Source organism: Arenibacter antarcticus, from assembly GCF_041320605.1.
Lineage (GTDB): Bacteria > Bacteroidota > Bacteroidia > Flavobacteriales > Flavobacteriaceae > Arenibacter > Arenibacter antarcticus.
This window is the reverse complement of record NZ_CP166679.1, coordinates 3,393,796-3,412,306: the sequence shown is the minus strand read 5'-3', so window position 1 is coordinate 3,412,306 and position 18,511 is coordinate 3,393,796. Positions and strand designations below refer to the sequence as shown.

General features: G+C 39.0%; 15 protein-coding genes. 3 read left to right on the top strand and 12 right to left on the bottom strand.

Going from position 1 to position 18,511, the window contains the following annotated elements:
- The first annotated feature begins 124 nt into the window (after positions 1-124).
- Entirely contained in the window at positions 125-310 is a 186-nt protein-coding gene (locus tag KCTC52924_RS14135; protein WP_251806713.1) for a hypothetical protein, read from the top strand.
- A 361-nt stretch (positions 311-671) separates the two neighbouring features.
- Here the strand turns inward: KCTC52924_RS14135 and KCTC52924_RS14130 are convergent, their stop codons facing one another.
- The 9 genes from KCTC52924_RS14130 to KCTC52924_RS14090 form a co-directional block, all read right to left on the bottom strand.
- A complete protein-coding gene (locus KCTC52924_RS14130; RefSeq protein WP_251806712.1) occupies positions 672-1,844 on the bottom strand; it encodes an OmpA family protein in 1,173 nt (390 codons plus the stop codon).
- 294 nt (positions 1,845-2,138) lie between these two features.
- The gene (locus KCTC52924_RS14125; protein WP_251806711.1) at positions 2,139-2,606 is read right to left on the bottom strand and encodes a hypothetical protein; all 468 of its coding nucleotides are present in this window, start codon (positions 2,604-2,606) and stop codon (positions 2,139-2,141) included.
- Positions 2,606-3,754: an N-acetyl-alpha-D-glucosaminyl L-malate synthase BshA gene (bshA, locus tag KCTC52924_RS14120; RefSeq protein WP_251806710.1), complete on the bottom strand. Its 1,149-nt coding sequence runs from the start codon at positions 3,752-3,754 to the stop codon at positions 2,606-2,608. The genes KCTC52924_RS14125 and bshA overlap by 1 nt, the downstream gene beginning before the upstream one ends.
- Before the next feature lie 307 nt (positions 3,755-4,061).
- Positions 4,062-6,974 carry a glycoside hydrolase family 3 N-terminal domain-containing protein gene (locus tag KCTC52924_RS14115; protein ID WP_251806795.1) on the bottom strand — a complete coding sequence of 971 codons (2,913 nt, stop codon included), beginning with the start codon at positions 6,972-6,974 and terminating at the stop codon, positions 4,062-4,064.
- 97 nt (positions 6,975-7,071) lie between these two features.
- Positions 7,072-7,554 (bottom strand): ABC transporter ATPase, encoded by a 483-nt coding sequence (locus KCTC52924_RS14110; protein ID WP_251806709.1) that lies wholly within the window; start codon positions 7,552-7,554, stop codon positions 7,072-7,074.
- Between the two features lie 154 nt (positions 7,555-7,708).
- Positions 7,709-8,500: a (Fe-S)-binding protein gene (locus KCTC52924_RS14105; RefSeq protein WP_251806708.1), complete on the bottom strand. Its 792-nt coding sequence runs from the start codon at positions 8,498-8,500 to the stop codon at positions 7,709-7,711.
- 16 nt (positions 8,501-8,516) lie between these two features.
- Positions 8,517-9,842, bottom strand: a complete 1,326-nt coding sequence (locus KCTC52924_RS14100) for a (Fe-S)-binding protein (RefSeq protein WP_251806707.1) — start codon at positions 9,840-9,842, stop codon at positions 8,517-8,519.
- Positions 9,843-9,845: 3 nt separating this feature from the next.
- Entirely contained in the window at positions 9,846-10,811 is a 966-nt protein-coding gene (locus KCTC52924_RS14095; protein ID WP_251806706.1) for an MlaD family protein, read from the bottom strand.
- Between the two features lie 56 nt (positions 10,812-10,867).
- The gene (locus tag KCTC52924_RS14090; protein WP_370671474.1) at positions 10,868-12,124 is read right to left on the bottom strand and encodes an N-acetylmuramoyl-L-alanine amidase; all 1,257 of its coding nucleotides are present in this window, start codon (positions 12,122-12,124) and stop codon (positions 10,868-10,870) included.
- A 129-nt stretch (positions 12,125-12,253) separates the two neighbouring features.
- On the opposite strand from KCTC52924_RS14090, the gene KCTC52924_RS14085 reads away from it, so the two are divergent.
- Both KCTC52924_RS14085 and KCTC52924_RS14080 read left to right on the top strand, forming a co-directional pair.
- Positions 12,254-14,959 carry a putative LPS assembly protein LptD gene (locus KCTC52924_RS14085; protein WP_251806705.1) on the top strand — a complete coding sequence of 902 codons (2,706 nt, stop codon included), beginning with the start codon at positions 12,254-12,256 and terminating at the stop codon, positions 14,957-14,959.
- Positions 14,960-15,078: 119 nt separating this feature from the next.
- A complete protein-coding gene (locus tag KCTC52924_RS14080) occupies positions 15,079-15,459 on the top strand; it encodes a RidA family protein (RefSeq protein WP_251806704.1) in 381 nt (126 codons plus the stop codon).
- On the opposite strand, the gene KCTC52924_RS14075 is transcribed toward KCTC52924_RS14080, so the two are convergent.
- From KCTC52924_RS14075 to pfkA, 3 genes are all read right to left on the bottom strand, one after another.
- Positions 15,452-16,303, bottom strand: coding sequence for an N-acetylglucosamine kinase (locus tag KCTC52924_RS14075; RefSeq protein ID WP_251806703.1), 852 nt, complete (start codon positions 16,301-16,303; stop codon positions 15,452-15,454). The genes KCTC52924_RS14080 and KCTC52924_RS14075 overlap by 8 nt on opposite strands.
- 85 nt (positions 16,304-16,388) lie before the next feature.
- Positions 16,389-17,390, bottom strand: coding sequence for a type I glyceraldehyde-3-phosphate dehydrogenase (gene gap, locus KCTC52924_RS14070; protein WP_251806702.1), 1,002 nt, complete (start codon positions 17,388-17,390; stop codon positions 16,389-16,391).
- Positions 17,391-17,412: 22 nt separating this feature from the next.
- Entirely contained in the window at positions 17,413-18,399 is a 987-nt protein-coding gene (gene pfkA / locus KCTC52924_RS14065) for a 6-phosphofructokinase (protein WP_251806701.1), read from the bottom strand.
- Positions 18,400-18,511: the final 112 nt, after the last annotated feature.

Sequence of the window (18,511 nt, the reverse complement as noted above, 5' to 3'; positions counted from 1 at the left end):
TAGGCCGCCATGGGAACAGGACTCAGCGGTAACGTCAACGCCATGCAACATAACGGTGCGCGGGGAATTTCGAGACCGCTTTAAACAACGGGAATATTGACAAAATAATGAACGGAATGGCACGATGAAGCGATGGCCAAGACTGGGAGTCATTGGGAGAAGGGACTGCCATGGGAGTGGACAACCAAGTAAACGCTCTGGCCTTCAATCCCAACTCTACACAGCAGCTAATTTCAATAGCGCAGGATCTATAAATACCAATAACGTAGGACTTTGGTCCGAAGCAATTATCATTTCCCCAAACACTTAAAAGATTCAATTTTATTCTATCCCAATCCATATGTAGATAGTGTAAATATCATCTTAGAAAATTACTCCGCTATTACTGGTCGAGCTTCATTGTATACCTATTCTGGGGTGTTGGTCAGTTCAGATGAATATCTGATACAGAACAATATTAGTACCTTGTACTAGCCTGAACTATTTAGTGGGAAATCCGCATTAAAATTATTATTGAACTTGCACTGGAAGATTTAAAGTCAACTTACCGTTTGTTGTACGAGAACTATAAAATCCCTTCAATAGAAATTTAAAACGATATAGAAAAAAAATCAAAAAAAAATGTCCTTGGCATACGCCAAGGACATTTTTTAAACTGTTAAGAATGGTTATTAGAAATTCTTAACATTAAACTCAGACCTTCTATTTACACTATGTTTGGATTCTGGACAATACTTAGTACCATCACAATCGTTTAGCAAATGTGCTTTTCCAAAGCCTTCTCCAGATAACCTGCTAGCATCAATCCCTTTCTTGCTAACTAAATAATCTATAGTATTTTTTACTCTTTTCTCGGTTAAGATCAAATTGTAAGCCTGCGATCCTCTTGCATCAGCATGTGAACCAACATTTAAGGTAACGTTAGGATTTGCTTCCATTATTACAGCAATCTTATCCAATCTATCTTTTTCTCCTGAGCTCAAGGCTGAAGTATTAAATCCAAACTGAACATGACCAACAGCTTTCACTTGATTCTCAATGTCTAATCTTCTTTGTTTTTCGGCATCGTTTCTAGCCTGCTCTTCAGCAGCCAAACGAGCTTGCTCTTTCTCTCTAGCCAATCTCTCTGCTAGAAGTCGAGCTTCTTCCTCCGCTCTTTTCGCAGCAACTATAGAATCTGTAATTCTTTCCTGTTCCTGAATCAACCCAAGTTTTATCATTCCCTTTTTAGAAAGTCCCTTTTCCATACCGAAACGGTAAACTACTCCGGCAGAATGTTGTAAATGGTTGTCAGCATCTCCTCCCATGCCCCATTTTCCTGAACTACTGAAATCCAAACCAACACGATCAGAAAACCAAGTTCTAAAACCAACAACAGCGTTATAGGTACCCATAGATTCACCTTGTGCTCTTGTATATCCAAGACCAGCCCCTACATAAGGATCAAAAAAACCAGTTTCCCCGATAATTTTGTTCAAATCATAACTCAATCTAGCATCTAATCCAAGGTATTTAGATTCTGAGGTGTTTACAGCACCATCAACAATTTTCCCTAACTTATATTTATTGTAGGTTCCAATACCTTCAATTCCAAGACCACTTTTAAAATACCTTCCAATACTTACTCTAGAAGGATAAGCCAATGAATTCCAATTGTTATCAATATCAAATTTACCTTTGAGACTAGTACCAGAACCGGAATCATCTACAAAATTATAACCTAATCCAACCATCCAAGAGCTTTTTACTATACTGTCCTTTTCGGTCAATTGCAAATCCTGTGCAAAAGAAAAATTAAAGGCACTAACAAGTAAAAAAACCAAAACAAATCTACATATTCTCATTTGTAAAATAAATTTAAATTTTTAAAATATTCAACGCCAAAAATAAGGCTTATTTTAATATTAAACTATTAAAAAATTACTAATGTCTGACAAATTGCAATATTATTCGACATACAACTGTTCTAGATTCTGTCACATGTCTTTTCTATTTTCCTAATTTATTTTACCCGAAAAATTAGCGCACACTTCTTCATTGTTGAAAATGCAACAATACGCTCACTAAATTAAAATAACCCCAATGTAGCCTACTGATTCTTAAAAATATATGAACAATAAAAAACGTCGTTACTAGGTTTAATCGTTGTCCCCTACCCAAACAATTTCTTTATTAGTCCGCAGTATGGAATACATACAAAATGGAGTAGTATTTGTAAGAAATGCTATTTTAGCAGATGTAGGTGAATTCTTCACATCAATCTTGATGCTATCATAAGATTCTTCCCATACAAATAGCTCAAAACTCCTAACCCCATCTGTTATTCCAGCAGCATAAAACAGTAAAGCCTCTTTGGTAAAATCTACCTTTGGGATCGAGATACCAGGTTTTCTGGTCCTATTAATCTGTAGGAAAACCTTTTTTAAAGCTTTTTCATCGGTAATCACCTTAAAAATTGGGGTTTCTACATTGCTATACAATTCCTGCATGACTAGGCGCAGCTTCGTGGAATCGGAAATGACGAAATCTCCTTTCTTCGAACTCGCCTTTTTTTGACCGGAGCACGATATTCCAATAATCAATATTAACCATAGAATTGATCGCATCAGTTTTGTTCCGAACTTTGATGTCGTGAAGAAAGCGCCTTTTCATATATAGCTTCATACAATGGCAATACTTTTAAAATATCAAAATCCAAAGCTGCATTGGCCGCATTGGTCTTAAATTTTTCCAAGGTTACATCATCACTTAATATTTTCAAGGCATTCTCTGCCATTTCATCCACATTACCAACATCGCTCAAATATCCGGTTACCCCGTGACGGTTTACTTCCGGTATCCCTCCAGTATTACTGGATATTACAGCTACATGGTTAATCATGGCCTCCAAAGCAGCTAACCCAAAGCTCTCCGTCTCGGATGGCAATAAGAATAGGTCTGAAAAACAAAGAATTCTATCGATCTCATTACTATTACCTAAAAAAATCACTTTATTGCTAATTCCAAGATCAATACACAATTGCTCTGCCTCTTCTTTCTCGGGCCCCTCTCCCACCATTACCAATTTGGCCGGAATTTTATTTTGCACCTTATGGAAGATATGTATAACGTCCATGATGCGCTTTACCTTCCTGAAATTACTAATATGCGTAATGATTCTTTCTTCATCAGTTGCCATTAACGAGCGTTGACAATCCGTGAACTGCATGCCGTATTTTCGCTTATCGATAAAATTAGGCACCACTTCAATTTCCTTTTTAATATCGAACAACTCTAAGGTACTCTGTTTTAAATTTTCTGATACCGAAGTAACCACATCAGATTTATTGATGCTAAATGTTACTGCCGGCTTGTAAAATGGATGTTTTCCCACCAAGGTGATATCGGTACCGTGCAAGGTGGTGACCATAGGAACATAAATTCCTTCCTCTTCCAACATCTTCTTTGCCATATACCCTGCATAGGCATGTGGAATGGCATAGTGTACATGTAATAATTCTATCCCATATAGTTTTATGGTATCCACTAATTTACTAGACAGCGCCAGTTCGTAGGGCTGATAATGAAATAGCGGATATTCTGGAACGTTTACCTCATGAAAGTGTATTTTATTGCTCAACTGTTCCAGACGGACAGGTTGCCTATAGGTGATAAAATGGATTTCATGTCCCCTATTGGCTAGTGCAATTCCCAATTCTGTGGCCACTACCCCACTTCCTCCAAATGTTGGATAACATACTATAGCTATTTTCACTCGTTCTTATTTTAACTAATTACATGACACTAAATCACTTAAAAAATTTAGAATCGATTTACACTCCCTATGTTACCAGAAGAATGCCCTAAAACCTTAAGTTCTATAAATGTATTTAAAAATTTAAAGTGTAGTGGCATGTTTTTAAATTAATGGACCGTTGCCCCACTTAAAAATAAGAAAGCAACGCTTCCACGCCCCTACGCAACCTCAAAAACAACATTAGTCGATTTAGAACAAAGGAAATTTCAGAAAATGTAAAAAATATGAATTATTTGGCGCACCAAACAAGTTAAGAAACTAAAAGTTAATTCAATATCGCTTCATAAATAACCTTTTGGATCCTTGTCCTAAGTCCAGATTTCACCAAAAGAGTATTGGTTGCCGTAGGAAAGGTCCTGTTAGACAGAAAAACATATACCAAATCCTCCTCTGGATCGGCCCAAGTATAGGTGCCGGTAAATCCACTATGACCAAAACTTTTTCTGGAGACAAGTTCACTGGCAGGACCTCCTCCATTTGGTTCGGGTTTATCAAAGCCCACACCCCTTCTAACATTTTTATCACAAAAGAAACAGGTATTGAATTTTTTCACCGTTCTACTCTCCAAAAATTGCTGTCCTCCATAATACCCATTTTGAAGATACATCTGCATGATTTTTGCAATATCATTGGCATTGCTAAAAAGTCCAGCGTGGCCACCTATACCTCCTTGCATTGCCGCCCCCATATCGTGTACATAACCCTGAACCCTTTGATACCTGTAGTAATTATCATCCTCCGATGGGGCAATATCTCCCTTTAAGAATTTACCTAGGGGATTGTATCCTGTATGTGTTGCTCCAATGGGTTTATATAAAAAATCATCCGCCAATTGATCTAACCCTTCCTTATAAGTATCCTCTATATATTTCTTCATCACATAATAGGCTACATCACTATAACGATACCTATTGGCCTTAAGGGTCTGCCTCCCTATCCTATTATATATAGAGTCTTTATATTGATCCGTAATATACAAATGGTCCGCAACCTTTACAGAAAAGCCATCGGTTAATTGATGGCGATAGAATTCTTTAGACGGTTTTCGCTTCTCATCCAATGTACTAAGGTAAAATGCGATCCAGGCGGGCAATCTTCCGTAATGCGACAAAGCTTTTAAAACAGTTACGTCCTTTAATTCTGAATCCGAAAAAGATGGAATAAGCTCCTGAAAAGTACTATTAAGAGCTACTTTCCCTTCTTCTTCCATCTTCATTATCATTGGTAAGGTGGCTAATATTTTGGTCAGCGAGGCAAGATCATAGATAGTATTTGGGGTGATTTTTACTTCTGAATCATAGGTAGGTTTTCCAAATCCCTTGTTGTACACAATTTTCCCTTTCCGTGCCACGAGCACTTGCGCACCAGGAAACATTAAGGAATCTAAGCCGTCCTGAACCAGCTTGTCTACTTGTGCCAGTTTACGGGAACTTAACCCTACACGCTCCGGAATACTATATCCTAATCGCATCAAGGATTCTAACGATATTGAGGTATTTACAGGAAACTCTGGATGTGAACTTACTGGCAACACGCCTTTTGCTGGTAAGGCCCCAAAGATGATTTGTGCCGTTTTCTCTTGTGCGATCTTGCTATTTTGATACCCTACTACTACTGCATCAATATTTTGGAAAGAAGGAACATCTAACAAAGCATACGGTTTAACAAAAAGAGCCAGTATTAAATTTGAGGTCCGTTCCCTTCCTATTTCTTCTAACCAATTTAATTCCGTCCTAGTAAATTTATAAGATTTCCATGGGTTTGCATTGCTTTTATGGAGTCCTATGACTATTAAATTATAATCTTTTAACTTGCTCTTTAAAGTAGCGATATCATTACCGTTAACTTGGGTGACCTCTGCATACTTATTGAGCTCCTCCAAAAAAGGATCACTGTTATCGTCCCCAAATTTCACATAGGCGATCTTTTTGTTCTCTAGTTTTTTTATGGCCAATAAGGAAACATTATTTTTCACTACCGTAATAGCGTTCTCTATGGCCTCTTCGTATAGCACATCATCTTCCAAGGAATTAAGATCCTGATATAAGTTTTCAACTTTAATAGGACTATACCTATTTAACCCTACCTTATACTTGGCCAACAATATTTTTTTAACGGAATAAGCCAACCTGTTTTCTGTAATTCGACCTTTATTATAGGATTCCAAAAGCTTCGCTTTAGCTTTTGGCACATCCAACGGCATTAGGAGAATATCATTACCAGCTATAAATGCAGATAGTTCCACCTCTCCTTCCTTCGCGAAATTGGAAACTCCTTGCATATTAAGAGCGTCGGTAAAGACCAATCCCTTAAAACCTAACTGCTCCTGCAGCACTTCCCCTATAATCTGTTCGGACAAGGATGAAGGGTGACCTTCCTTTATTTCTAGGGCGGGAACACTGAGGTGGGCCACCATTACACTACTTAACCCTTCTTTAATCAGCTTTCTGTAGGGATAAAGCTCTATACTGTCTAGCCGCTGTCTATTAAAATCGATAACTGGCAACGCCTTATGCGAATCCACCTCCGTATCCCCATGTCCCGGAAAATGCTTGCCACTAGACAATACACCCGCACTTTCCATCCCTTTCATAAAAGCGATTCCCTTTTGGGCTACATTTTCCCTATCCTCTCCAAAAGATCGGTTCCCTATTATAGGATTTTTAGGATTGATGTTTATATCTATGTCTGGGGCAAAATTTATGTGTACTCCCAGTCTTTTGGCATGCTTCCCAATTTGATGGCCCACTTTTTCTACCACGGAATTATCCGTAATGGCTCCCAAGGTCATATTCCAGGGAAAAGCATAAGTAGAATCTAACCGCATCGCCAATCCCCATTCCGCGTCCATCCCTATCATCAGTGGGATTTTTGAGTTTTTCTGATATTCATTGGTCAATTGAGCCTGTCTAACAGGTCCTCCTGTGGAAAAGATTAACCCTCCAAGATGCTGGTCTCTAATCAATTTCTTAGTCCTTTCAACGCTGGCCTTACTTTGGTCCGAGGTTACCATTACCATAAAAAGCTGCCCTAATCTTTCATCAAGGGACATTTTCTCATAGGTAGCATTAACCCAATCTCGCTGCTGTAAACTATCCTTTGTAATTAAAGGATTGCCCTGGCCATGGATATAAGAAATTGAGATAAAAAAGAAACATAAAAAATAATTGATGCGCATAAAGAAACTTATGAAATTGTAATAGGGCATTATTCCCCCAATACTAATTGTTGGGGTACAACCAAAAAACGAGCCAAAAGTGGTATCCTGAAAAATATTACATAAAACGGGAATGCCAACTTTCAGATGCGGGAACCTCCCAATGGTTTTCATATTCCATTTTGTTGTTCACCAAATTGTTGAAAACAATAGTATTTTTGGAAACCGCCTTTTGCTTCGCCATCTTTTTAAAGTCGACCAAGGTTTTGTAGGCTACAAAATCGCCTTGTTTATAGGAGACATTCATTTTGTCTAACAAACCGATATTGTATTTCTTTTCTAGTTGTAATATAAAGTTTACAGAGGCATCTATAGAGCAGCCCGATGCGGGATTGATGGACTGATCTAGGGCAAGTACAATAAATCTATTGTACCTAATCTCACAACCCGCGCGCAATTCGCTACCATGGGCCGTCCAGTCCTCAATAAATTCGTTTAATAGTAATTTTACCTCCCCAAGTTCCTCTTGCGAAAAACTTCTACTGGCTTGATAGATCCAAACCCTTGCTTCATCTGGTAATGTATTGAACTCTACTAGCATTTTTATAATTTTATTGTTTTCCCAAAAGATTTTTTGGGGTTTAAATTTTGAATATTCAAAGAACCTATCCCTTGCTACCAAGTGTTAGGTATGGCTGTCTAAAGCGACTGCAGTTTTAATAGTATTTCCCTTCTCCTGTTGGCCTGGAATTGAACTACAGATCCTCTGCCGTAGCGATCAATTCGGCTATATCCATTACGGCAATTGAAGTCTCTTTATCTTTGGTTTTAACTCCGTCCGTCATCATAGTGTTACAAAACGGACAACCTGCCGCAATAATATCGGGCTTCACCTCTATAGCTTGTTCCGTCCGTTCTACATTAATATCCTTATTCCCTTTTTCGGGTTCTTTCCACATTTGGGCTCCTCCTGCGCCACAGCATAATCCGCGCGACTTACAGCTTTTCATTTCTACCAGTTCAGCATCCAACTTTCTAATTAGATCTCGCGGGGCTTCATAAACATTATTGGCACGCCCTAAATAGCAGGGATCATGAAAAGTAATTCTTTTGCCCTTAAATTGTCCGCCTTCCATGGAAATCTTTCCAGATTCCAACAAATGCTTTAAAAATTGCGTATGGTGCACTACCTCGTAATTACCACCAAGCCCAGGGTATTCATTTTTTATGGTGTTGAAACAATGGGGGCATGCAGTAACTATTTTTTTTACCTCATAGGCATTCATCACTTCTATATTGGTAACGGCCTGCATCTGAAACAAAAATTCGTTCCCTGCTCTTTTAGCCGGATCGCCTGTACAGCTTTCCTCTGTTCCCAAGACTGCAAAATTAATCTTTGCCTTGTTTAATATTTTTATAAAGGCCTTTGTTATTTTTTTTGCTCTATCATCAAAACTTCCTGCACAGCCTACCCAGAACAACACTTCTGGCTGTTGACCTGCTGCAAAAAGTTCGGCCATGGTAGGCACTTTTAATTCATTTCCCATTTCAACCTATCTTACATTATGATTCCTTGGACCAATTAAGCCTATCCATCTGATTAAATGGCCATGGTGCCCCGTTGTTTTCAATATTACCCATCATATTATTCAGATCGGATGGGGCTGCGGACTGTTCCATTACCAAATATTGCCTCATATCCATTATAATGGATAAGGGATCTATACTCACCGGGCAAGCCTCTACACAGGCATTACAAGTGGTACATGCCCAAAGCTCCTCATGGCTGATATAATCTCCCAATAATTGTTTTCCATCAGGAACAAACACACCTTTATTGGCGTCCATGTTCTTCCCCACTTCTTCCAACCTATCCCTGGTATCCATCATGATCTTTCTTGGGGACAATTTCTTACCGGTCAGGTTTGCGGGACATTCGCTGGTACAGCGACCACATTCTGTACAGGTATACGCATTTAATAATTGTACCCATTCAAGGTCCATTACATCTGAAGCGCCAAATTTTTCAGGTGGAGCAGCATTTTCATCGGGTGCGGCAAAGGGATCCGCTGTGGGATCCATCATCAACTTTACTTCTTTGGTCACAGAATCCAAATTATTAAACTGACCTTTTGGTCTTACCTTCCCAAAATACGTATTGGGGAAAGCTAAGAGTATATGTAAATGTTTGGAATAGTACAGATAGTTAAGAAACATTAAGATTCCTGTTATATGCAACCACCACGCCGTTCGTTCCAGTACAATTATTGAGGATATTGACATTTCTTGGAACAAGGGAGCAATAAACTGACTCACAGGGAAGGCTCCTGCCTTGGTATAATGAGCCACATCCATTTGTTGCAACTGGTAATCTGCCGCATTCATGGTTAAAAAAAGAACCATCAATACAAATTCTATATACAAAATTAGATTCCCATCCTTTTTGGGCCAACCGGCCATTTCTGGATTTAAAAATCGTTTTAATTTAATAATGTTCCTACGCACCCAAAATAAGAATACCGCAACAATCACCAATAAGGCTAGAATTTCGAAAGAAGCGATCAAAAAACTATAAAATCCCCCTAAAAAAGAAAATATCCTATGGGTGCCCAACAAACCGTCCAAAACTATTTCTAGGACTTCAATATTAATAATAATAAATCCCACATACACAATAATATGTAGTATCCCCGGAATAGGCCTCACTACCATCTTAGTCTGTCCCAATGCAATTCTTGCCATATTTCTCCATCGCTGGGAAGTATGGTCACTAGTATCTACTGGTTTCCCCAATTTAATGTTGCGGATAAGTTTCTTTACATTTTTGGCGAAAAATGCAATTCCGGCAATAAGAAGGATTGCAAAAAGAATATTGGGAATATAGTCCATGGTCTAATCGGTTATTTCTTTGGCCGGATCATCGGAGGGAACGGCATAATCTATTTGTTTTTTCCCAAATACCGAAACATTGACATAGCGTTTCGGGTTTAAGCGGAAATCTTGAAGAAGCAAGTCCAATTGTTGGGAGGCGTCTGTTAGATTGTTGTACAAGGTTTGGTCGTTGACCAATTTCCCAAGGGTCCCATCACCATTTTCTATTTTGGCCAACACTACGTTTAGATCGCCAAGAGTGGTCTGTAGGCCTTTAATCGTTTCTCCCAGTCCAGCATTAGCCAAGGAGTCCGATAACTTGCTAAAGTTGTCCGTGATAGTACTTAAGTTGCTTATGGAATTATTTAAATTCTCCTTATTGCCGTTTAATATGGCGTTTAGTGCATCTGCACTCCCTTGAAAGCTTTTTACCATAGCACTAAGTCCGGCTATACTTTCCCTTAAATCCTTTTTTGCTTTTGGATCTAAGACTTCATTCACATTCATCAACAGGGTATCCGCATTGGATATTGCACCTTCTACCTTCAATTGCAAGGGAGCTAACCGTTGTTGTACCAAATCTGTTAATCCGGGTCTGGTCGCCGAAGACAAAGTATCTCCGGATATGGCCATTTCAGCCCCGTCAAATACTGGTTTTATTTGAATGCCCTTACCTCCTATGATACCTGTATCATAGAGTTCGGCCTTACTGTTCTTTGAAAAGGAAAAGTTATTGCTCACTGTAAAGGTGACCAAAAGGCTACCGGAAGCATCCTTAAACCTAATATCATTCACTTTTCCTACAGAAAATCCATTTATGGTCACCTGTGTCCCCGATTGTAATCCTCCCACATGTTGGTAGACTGCGTAGAATGTCTTGCTATTGTCGAAGAGCGGTGTGGACTTTAAATAACTAAACCCCAAAATGAACAACAGAATACCGCCAATAACAATAATTCCTGTTTTTACTTCCCTAGATATTTTCAAAAGATTTTATTTTCAGTTGCTAACAAAATTAGAAATAATTTTTAGAAGAGTGGCTATTATTCCGAAAGGTATTTAAGAGCCTTTGTTACGGAGATCCGTTCCCCATCCATATAGGCAACTATATAGGAGGTATCGTACCCCTTAGCATCGGCATTACTCTTTAGCAAAGTGGCCTGAAAATGGTCGTCCGTATTCCCATACATATACCTATACATATTGCTATATTTCTCCTTAGATAGGGTATTTAGTCCTTTAAAATTTTCAGAATGCAATGGGATATTCTTGGCACTTGCAAAAATTTGCACTTTAAAGATAATATTAGCGGATTTCTTGACAGGATTTGTAGCATCGTCATTAGCTTCGTTGACCACTATTTTAGGTGCTTTAGCCGACTCGTCCTTTATTACCAACTTGGGTCTATTCTCCGATTGCGTATCTTTAGAAGTAACCCCTCCCGTCTTTTTTATTGCCGACTGAGTTTTATTAGCATCTACCACTACCAGTGTGTTTTTGGAAACTACAGGCTCCTCAAATGCAATCATTCCCTTTTTATAAGTAAGGATAGCATCTGCGATGGCCCCAGCCATCTCATCGTGACCTTTTCTGGAATTTAAATAAGCCCCCTCGTTCTTGTTGGTCAAAAAACCAGTTTCAACCAATACACTGGGCATAAACGTTTGGTGTAGCACAATAAATCCCGCCTGTTTTACCTTACGATCATTTCTTTTTAGTTTTTTGGAGAAATTATCCTGCATCAATTTAGCCAGATTAATACTTTGGTCCAGAAATTCCTCCTGCATAATGGTAAGTCCAATAACGGACTCAGGAGAAGTAATGTCGTAAGCCGCATACCTACTCTCATAATTATCTTCCAAATAGATTACCGAGTTTTCCTTTTTGGCGATTTCAAAATTTTGCTTATTGGCATGCAAACCCAAGACAAAGGTTCCAGCGCCATGGGCATCCGAGGTGTGGGAATCACAATGCACAGAAACAAACAGGTCTGCATTGGCTTTATTGGCAATTTCCCCCCGCTTGTACAAGTCCACAAAAGAATCATCTTTTCTTGTGTAGATCACTTTAATATTGGGGTTTTTCTCCAAAATCTTTCCAACACCTAAAACTATTTTTAGCGCTATATTTTTTTCTAGATACCCATTCCCTAAATTCCCAGGATCATGGCCGCCATGGCCAGCATCAAGCACCACAATAAACTTTCCTTCAGTATCCGCCTTATTTATTTTTTCTCCAAAAGAAACCATAAAGAAAGCCAAAAGTATAAATGATATAAGGGAAATCCGTTTTTTATTCATATCGCGAGTTGTAATTTGATCATTATATTAGGTTAAATTTATTGCAATACCCTACATACACAACAAAAATTATATGTAAGTTTGGACCCGAATTGTTGCCAAACCGTTACAAAAATAGGATATCTAGCTTTGCAATCAAATAAACATCATGTACTTTTCCTATTGCTCCTTTTATTTGGCGCCTTTACAACTACGGCCCAAGAAGACCAAATTATACCATTGCCCATTGCTGCGCATAAGGACACCATAGTTGCACCCCTTTTTCCAGATCCAAAATTAGCGGTATTAGGCGACTCCACAAAAATTGATTCTATAGGTGGAAAGCAAGCCTTTCTTCTGGATAAAATCAAATACAAGGCCAAGGATTACGTAAAAATGAGCCAAAAAGATCAGAAAATTTATCTGTATAACGAGGCAGAACTATACTATCAGGATACGGAGTTAAAGGCCGGTATAATTATAATGGACTACACTAAAAATGAGGTCTCCGCCGGGCGTATTAAGGATTCGCTGGGAAATTATACCCAGTTACCCTATTTTAAACAGGGTACCAATATAGTGATCCCAGATTCCATTAGATTTAATTTCAACACTCAAAAGGCCATTATTTGGAACTCTAGAACAGAGCAACAGGCCGGGTTGGGACAGTTGGGAAGCGATGCCATGAAGGTTTATGCTGAAATCACTAAAAAAGAAAACGATTCCGTTTATTTCTTAAGTCAAGGCAAGCTTACCACCTCCAAGGATACGGTTAATCCCGATTATTACATCAAAATAAATAAGGCCAAATTTGTACCCAAGAAAAAAGTAATTGCCGGTTTTAGCAATTTATATATTGCCGATGTACCCACTCCTATAGCTCTTCCGTTTGCTTATTTCCCATTAACGGTAGGAAGGACTGCAGGCCTAATGATGCCCACCTTTGGAAGTGACCCCAATAGAGGCTACTTTTTGCAGAATGGAGGGTATTACCTGCCCATAAACGATTATGTGGACCTTACGCTTACCGGAGATCTCTATACCAACGGTAGTTATGGCCTTAGAACACAATCTATTTACACCAAGAGATATAAATATAGAGGAAATATAAATTTTAGATATGAAAACCTGATCACAAGCCAGAAAGGGTTTAGTGATTATAGCAGGACCACTATATACAATATACAGGTGTCACATTCCCAAGACCCCAAGAATAACCCAAATTCCAGATTCCAAGCTTCCGTAAACCTAGGGAGTAGTTCTTACTACCGGAATTCGCTTTTACAGCAAAACCTGCCCAACACCCAGGTAAACAACTTATCATCATCTATTTCCTATTCCAAAACCTTTCCGGCATATCCGTCGGTAAACACGAGCCTTACGGCCACACATAACCAAAACACCAATACCGGAACGGTAGATGTTACCTTGCCTACGTTGCAGACAAGTATGGAACGTATATACCCATTCGCCCCTAGAGAAGGCATAAAAAAGGGTATCATTCAAAATGTAAACTTCCAATACAACCTTAATGCTAGAAATAGCATCAGGACTACTGAGGAGGACTTTCTGACCAGTAGAATGTTTAAGGAATCAAAATTTGGAGCAAGACACTCCATACCCTTAAGCACGAACTTTAAGGTCGCCAAGCATTTTAGCGTTAGTGTAGGGGGTTCTTATGAAGATGTTTGGGCCATTGAAACCTATAAACGCGATTATGATCTGGATACTAAAAGAGAGGTGATTACCGACACCATTAGCGGATTTGACCGCTATAACAAATACAATTTTAGCTCCAGTATTGGAACTACAATGTATGGAACCTTCAACTTTGGCGAGGACAAGAAAATACAAGCCATAAGGCACGTCATGAGGCCCTCCTTAAGTTACGGCTACACCCCTTCTTTTGATCAATTTTACGACAGCTATATAGGAGCCAACAACGAAGAGGAACTGTACAGCAGGTTTGAAGGCACCTTAAACGGAGCACCAGGCTTAAATAAGTCGAGCTCCATGAGTTTCTCCTTGGGAAACCAACTGGAAGCCAAAGTACGAAGCAAGGATTCTACCGCCACGGAAGCCAAAAAGATTTCCCTCCTGAGCAATCTAAACTTATCGGCCGGCTATAATTTTGAGGCCGACTCTCTAAAACTGAGTCCGTTGAACATAAACGGAGGGACCAATATATTGAACAATAAAATGTCTATTAACTTTGGCGCCAGTTTAGACCCATATGCCATTGACAATAATGGAACCAGAATAAACACCTTTAACATAGACAATGGAGGAAGTCTTTTTAGACTTACTTCAGCAAGGGGAAACGTAAGTTATTCCATAAGCAGCGAAACCTTTGGAAAGAAAACTGATGACAAGAAAGACAGTAAGGACGAGTATGATTATGTTGCCTCTAGTGGCGGTAGGGACGATGATCTTTTTGGAAAAGCAGAGGATTTTAACCAAAACAGGCCTGGGGAAGATGGAGACAAGGGCTCCGAAGATGTAGAGAACCCCTTTTACGGCACAAAGTTGCCTTGGGACCTACGTATGTCCTACGCCGTTAATTACTCCAATTCCAATAGGCAAAACGCCGTTGGGAGTCACGCCTTAATGTTTTCCGGAAACATTCAATTGTCTCCTAGGTGGAAGGTAGGTGGATCCTCTGGATATGATTTTAAAAACAAGGGCTTTACCCTTACCCAATTGAGATTTGAAAGAGATCTAAAGAGTTTTAGAATGAATTTCAACTGGACCCCATTTGGAACCTATAAGCGGTGGTATTTCTTTATCGGGATCAAGAGTTCTATCTTGCAAGACCTTAAGTGGGAAAATCGCAGTCAGCCTAGCCGAAGAAGATAACCCCAACTTAAATAGACTGATTAAAAAAAAAGAAGTGGTTTGGGCCAATTTCCCGAACGATTATTGTGCATAACAAAGATCCACTCAGAAACACTATAACATAATAAATAACAGAGGATATGAAAACAATTATCAACACCACAAACGCTCCAGCGCCTATAGGCCCGTACAATCAGGCTGTATTGACAGGGAACACCTTGTACATTTCTGGACAGATACCCCTAGACCCAAAGACCGGGGAATTGGTTGCGGGCGACATAAAAAAGGAAACGCAACAATCCATGGAAAACTTAAAAGCCATTCTTACCGAGGCAAGAATGACTTTTGAAAATGTTGTTAAATCGTCGATATTCGTAAAAGACATGCATCAGTTCTCACTGATAAATGAGGTTTACGGAGCTTATTTTAATGCTGAAACAGCCCCAGCTAGGGAAACTGTAGAAGTAGCCAACCTCCCTAAATTTGTGAATGTTGAAATTTCTATGATCGCTATTAAATAGCAGCCCTATGAAATTCAACAAGTCCTTCTATAGGTCTTTGTCTAATAACCCCTAGTACCAGATCGTTTCTTTCGATTACCGCAGTCAACTCATCGCGTAGATAATGCGCAATACTGCCAACAAAACTAACTGGAACCTTGGTGGCCAATTCAAATTGCATGATGTAATTGTTTACAAATTGCTGAAAGCCTTTATCGATCACCCCTCTACTGTAGGGGTGGTTTTTATTTTCCACAATAAACCTTGCAAAGGTAGCTAGATAGGTATTTGGATTGGGCTGTTTGTACAGGTTTTCCTTAATAACATCTGCATCAAGATTGTACTCCTTTTCAAACTTGGTAGCCAAATCCTTTGGCATTTTATTAAAGTAATAATCACGGATCAATTTTCTACCGAAAAAGTTACCACTACCATCATCCATCGGAATATACCCTAAGGAAGCAACTTTTTGATGTAATATTTCACCATCATAATAGCTACAATTAGATCCTGTACCCAAAATACATACTATGCCGTGATGCCCCACTTTTGTGGTTGCATAAATAGCAGCATAAGTATCTTCTTTAACCTCCGCTTTCGCATTGGGAAAAAATTCTTTAAAGATTTCGCCCAAGAAATTTCTCATCCTATCGGTACCACAGCCTGCACCGTAAAAATACAAATGCGAAACTCTTTCCCTATTCTTGGAAAGTTCAAAATTATCGGCCAAACGATCTTCAATAACAGGTCTTGTCAATACCTCTGGGCTAAGTCCAAGGGTTTGTGTCATGAACAACTGGTCTCCTTTTTCATCCAAAGCAATCCAATCGGATTTTGTAGCGCCACTATCAACTATCAATATCATAAAACAATTTTATTAAGTAAAAATCCTGAAAACAAACACAAATATGTTCACTTTCAGGATTTCATTAATTAGTAATGCACTTAGATTATAGTGTATGAATGTACTGAGCCAAGTCTACCAATTTATGAGAGTATCCAGTCTCGTTATCATACCAAGATATCACTTTGAAAAACTTAGAATTCAACTCGATTCCAGCACCTGCATCAAAAATACTAGTTCTTGGATCTCCGATAAAATCTTGTGAAACTACTGCTTCCTCTGTATATCCTAAAATTCCTTTCAACTCACCTTCGGAAGCTTTCTTAAATGCTTTCTTAATTTCATCGTAAGAAGTTTCCTTTTCCAATCTAACCGTTAGATCCACTACAGAAACATCTGCAGTTGGAACCCTAAATGCCATCCCGGTAAGTTTTCCCTTTAACGAAGGAATAACCTTAGTTACCGCTTTTGCAGCTCCTGTAGATGCTGGAATAATATTTAGAAGCGCACTTCTTCCACCTCTCCAATCCTTTCTAGAAGGACCATCAACCGTCATTTGTGTAGCTGTGGTAGCATGAACCGTAGTCATCAAAGCTTCCTCTATCCCAAAACTATCATTCAATACCTTTGCCATAGGCGCAAGGCAATTTGTAGTACAAGATGCATTGGAAACAATAGTATCCGATCCTTTAGCATCCTTATGGTTAACTCCCATTACAAACATCGGCGCATTGCTCGATGGTGCAGAGATTACTACTTTTTTGGCACCTCCGTCAATATGGTACTGAGCTGTTTCCAAGGTAGTGAATATTCCGGTACATTCCGCAACAATCTCAGCCCCTACTTCATCCCACTTTAAATTTTTTGGGTCTTTTTCGGCAGTAATACGTACCGTTTTACCGTTTACAATCAGATTACCGTCCTTTACTTCAACGGTACCATCAAATTTTCCGTGTACAGAATCGTACTTCAACATATAAGCCATATGCTCTACATCCAACAAATCATTGATTGCAACTACATCTACATTATCTCTTTTTACGGTTGCCCTGAAGACTAATCTTCCAATTCTTCCAAAACCGTTAATCCCAATTTTTAAATTTGACATTTTATTGTGTTTTAATTTTTATTTATGTTGTCATGATTTCCGAAACCCTTAAGAGCTCTTTATCAATCTTAGTATGTCCTTTAATTGCCTTACTGATCGGTGTTAAGGTAATTGTATTGTCCTGAATACCTACCATAAGGTTGGTCTTTCCTTCCAATAAAGCTTCTACTGCCTTTACTCCCATTCTACTTGCCAAAACACGGTCGAAACAGGATGGTGACCCACCGCGTTGCATATGTCCCAGTACCGATACACGCACATCGTAGATAGGTAAATGTTCTTCCACGTATTCTTTAAGTTCAAATACGTTTTTCCCCGTCTTATCCCCTTCGGCCACCACCACGATGCTAGACGATTTTCCAGATAGTTTACTGCGTTTCAGCGATTCCAATAACCTTTCTAATCCAAGATTCTCTTCTGGGATCAAAATTTCCTCGGCTCCGGCTCCAACGCCAGCGTTTAATGCGATATGACCAACGTCCCTACCCATAACCTCTACAAAAAAGAGTCTGTTATGGGAACTTGCGGTATCCCTAATCTTATCTATACACTCCACAGCCGTATTTAAAGCAGTGTCAAAACCCAACGTATAGGTAGTACCAAAGATATCGTTGTCTATAGTTCCTGGTATACCGATAACAGGAAAGTTAAATTCCTTATTAAAGGTTAAGGCTCCTGTAAAACTACCATCACCACCAATTACCACAAAAGCATCTATCCCAGCTGCCGTTAGTTGATCATAGGCTAGTTGACGTCCTTCTTTTGTCCTAAATGGCAAGCAACGAGCCGATTTAAGTATAGTCCCTCCTTTATTGATTATATTATTTACACTACGCGCATCCATGACCTTAAAATCACCTTCCATCATGCCTTCGAATCCTCTATAGATTCCAACACATTCTATCTTTAAATACGCACATGTCCGAACTACTGCCCTTATAGCAGCGTTCATCCCCGGGGAATCCCCTCCTGATGTAAAAACACCTATTTTTTTTATTGTTGAACCCATTAAAATTTTAAAAAAGCAAAATTAGCAAACTTATTCCAATAATTACCCGACTTTGGCTTTAATTTGACAATAATGTAGCACTAAAACGTTTTCGTTAAGTAATTTCTTCCAA

Bases quoted from the DNA above. Each gene is read 5' to 3' on its own strand.
- KCTC52924_RS14135 (WP_251806713.1), top strand. From the start codon at position 125: ATGAAGCGATGGCCAAGACTGGGAGTCATTGGGAGAAGGGACTGCCAT.
- KCTC52924_RS14130 (WP_251806712.1), bottom strand. From the start codon at position 1,844: ATGAGAATATGTAGATTTGTTTTGGTTTTTTTACTTGTTAGTGCCTTT.
- KCTC52924_RS14125 (WP_251806711.1), bottom strand. From the start codon at position 2,606: ATGCGATCAATTCTATGGTTAATATTGATTATTGGAATATCGTGCTCC.
- KCTC52924_RS14115 (WP_251806795.1), bottom strand. From the start codon at position 6,974: ATGCGCATCAATTATTTTTTATGTTTCTTTTTTATCTCAATTTCTTAT.
- KCTC52924_RS14110 (WP_251806709.1), bottom strand. From the start codon at position 7,554: ATGCTAGTAGAGTTCAATACATTACCAGATGAAGCAAGGGTTTGGATC.
- KCTC52924_RS14105 (WP_251806708.1), bottom strand. From the start codon at position 8,500: ATGGGAAATGAATTAAAAGTGCCTACCATGGCCGAACTTTTTGCAGCA.
- KCTC52924_RS14100 (WP_251806707.1), bottom strand. From the start codon at position 9,842: ATGGACTATATTCCCAATATTCTTTTTGCAATCCTTCTTATTGCCGGA.
- KCTC52924_RS14090 (WP_370671474.1), bottom strand. From the start codon at position 12,124: ATGAATAAAAAACGGATTTCCCTTATATCATTTATACTTTTGGCTTTC.
- KCTC52924_RS14080 (WP_251806704.1), top strand. From the start codon at position 15,079: ATGAAAACAATTATCAACACCACAAACGCTCCAGCGCCTATAGGCCCG.
- KCTC52924_RS14075 (WP_251806703.1), bottom strand. From the start codon at position 16,303: ATGATATTGATAGTTGATAGTGGCGCTACAAAATCCGATTGGATTGCT.
- gap (WP_251806702.1), bottom strand. From the start codon at position 17,390: ATGTCAAATTTAAAAATTGGGATTAACGGTTTTGGAAGAATTGGAAGA.
- pfkA (WP_251806701.1), bottom strand. From the start codon at position 18,399: ATGGGTTCAACAATAAAAAAAATAGGTGTTTTTACATCAGGAGGGGAT.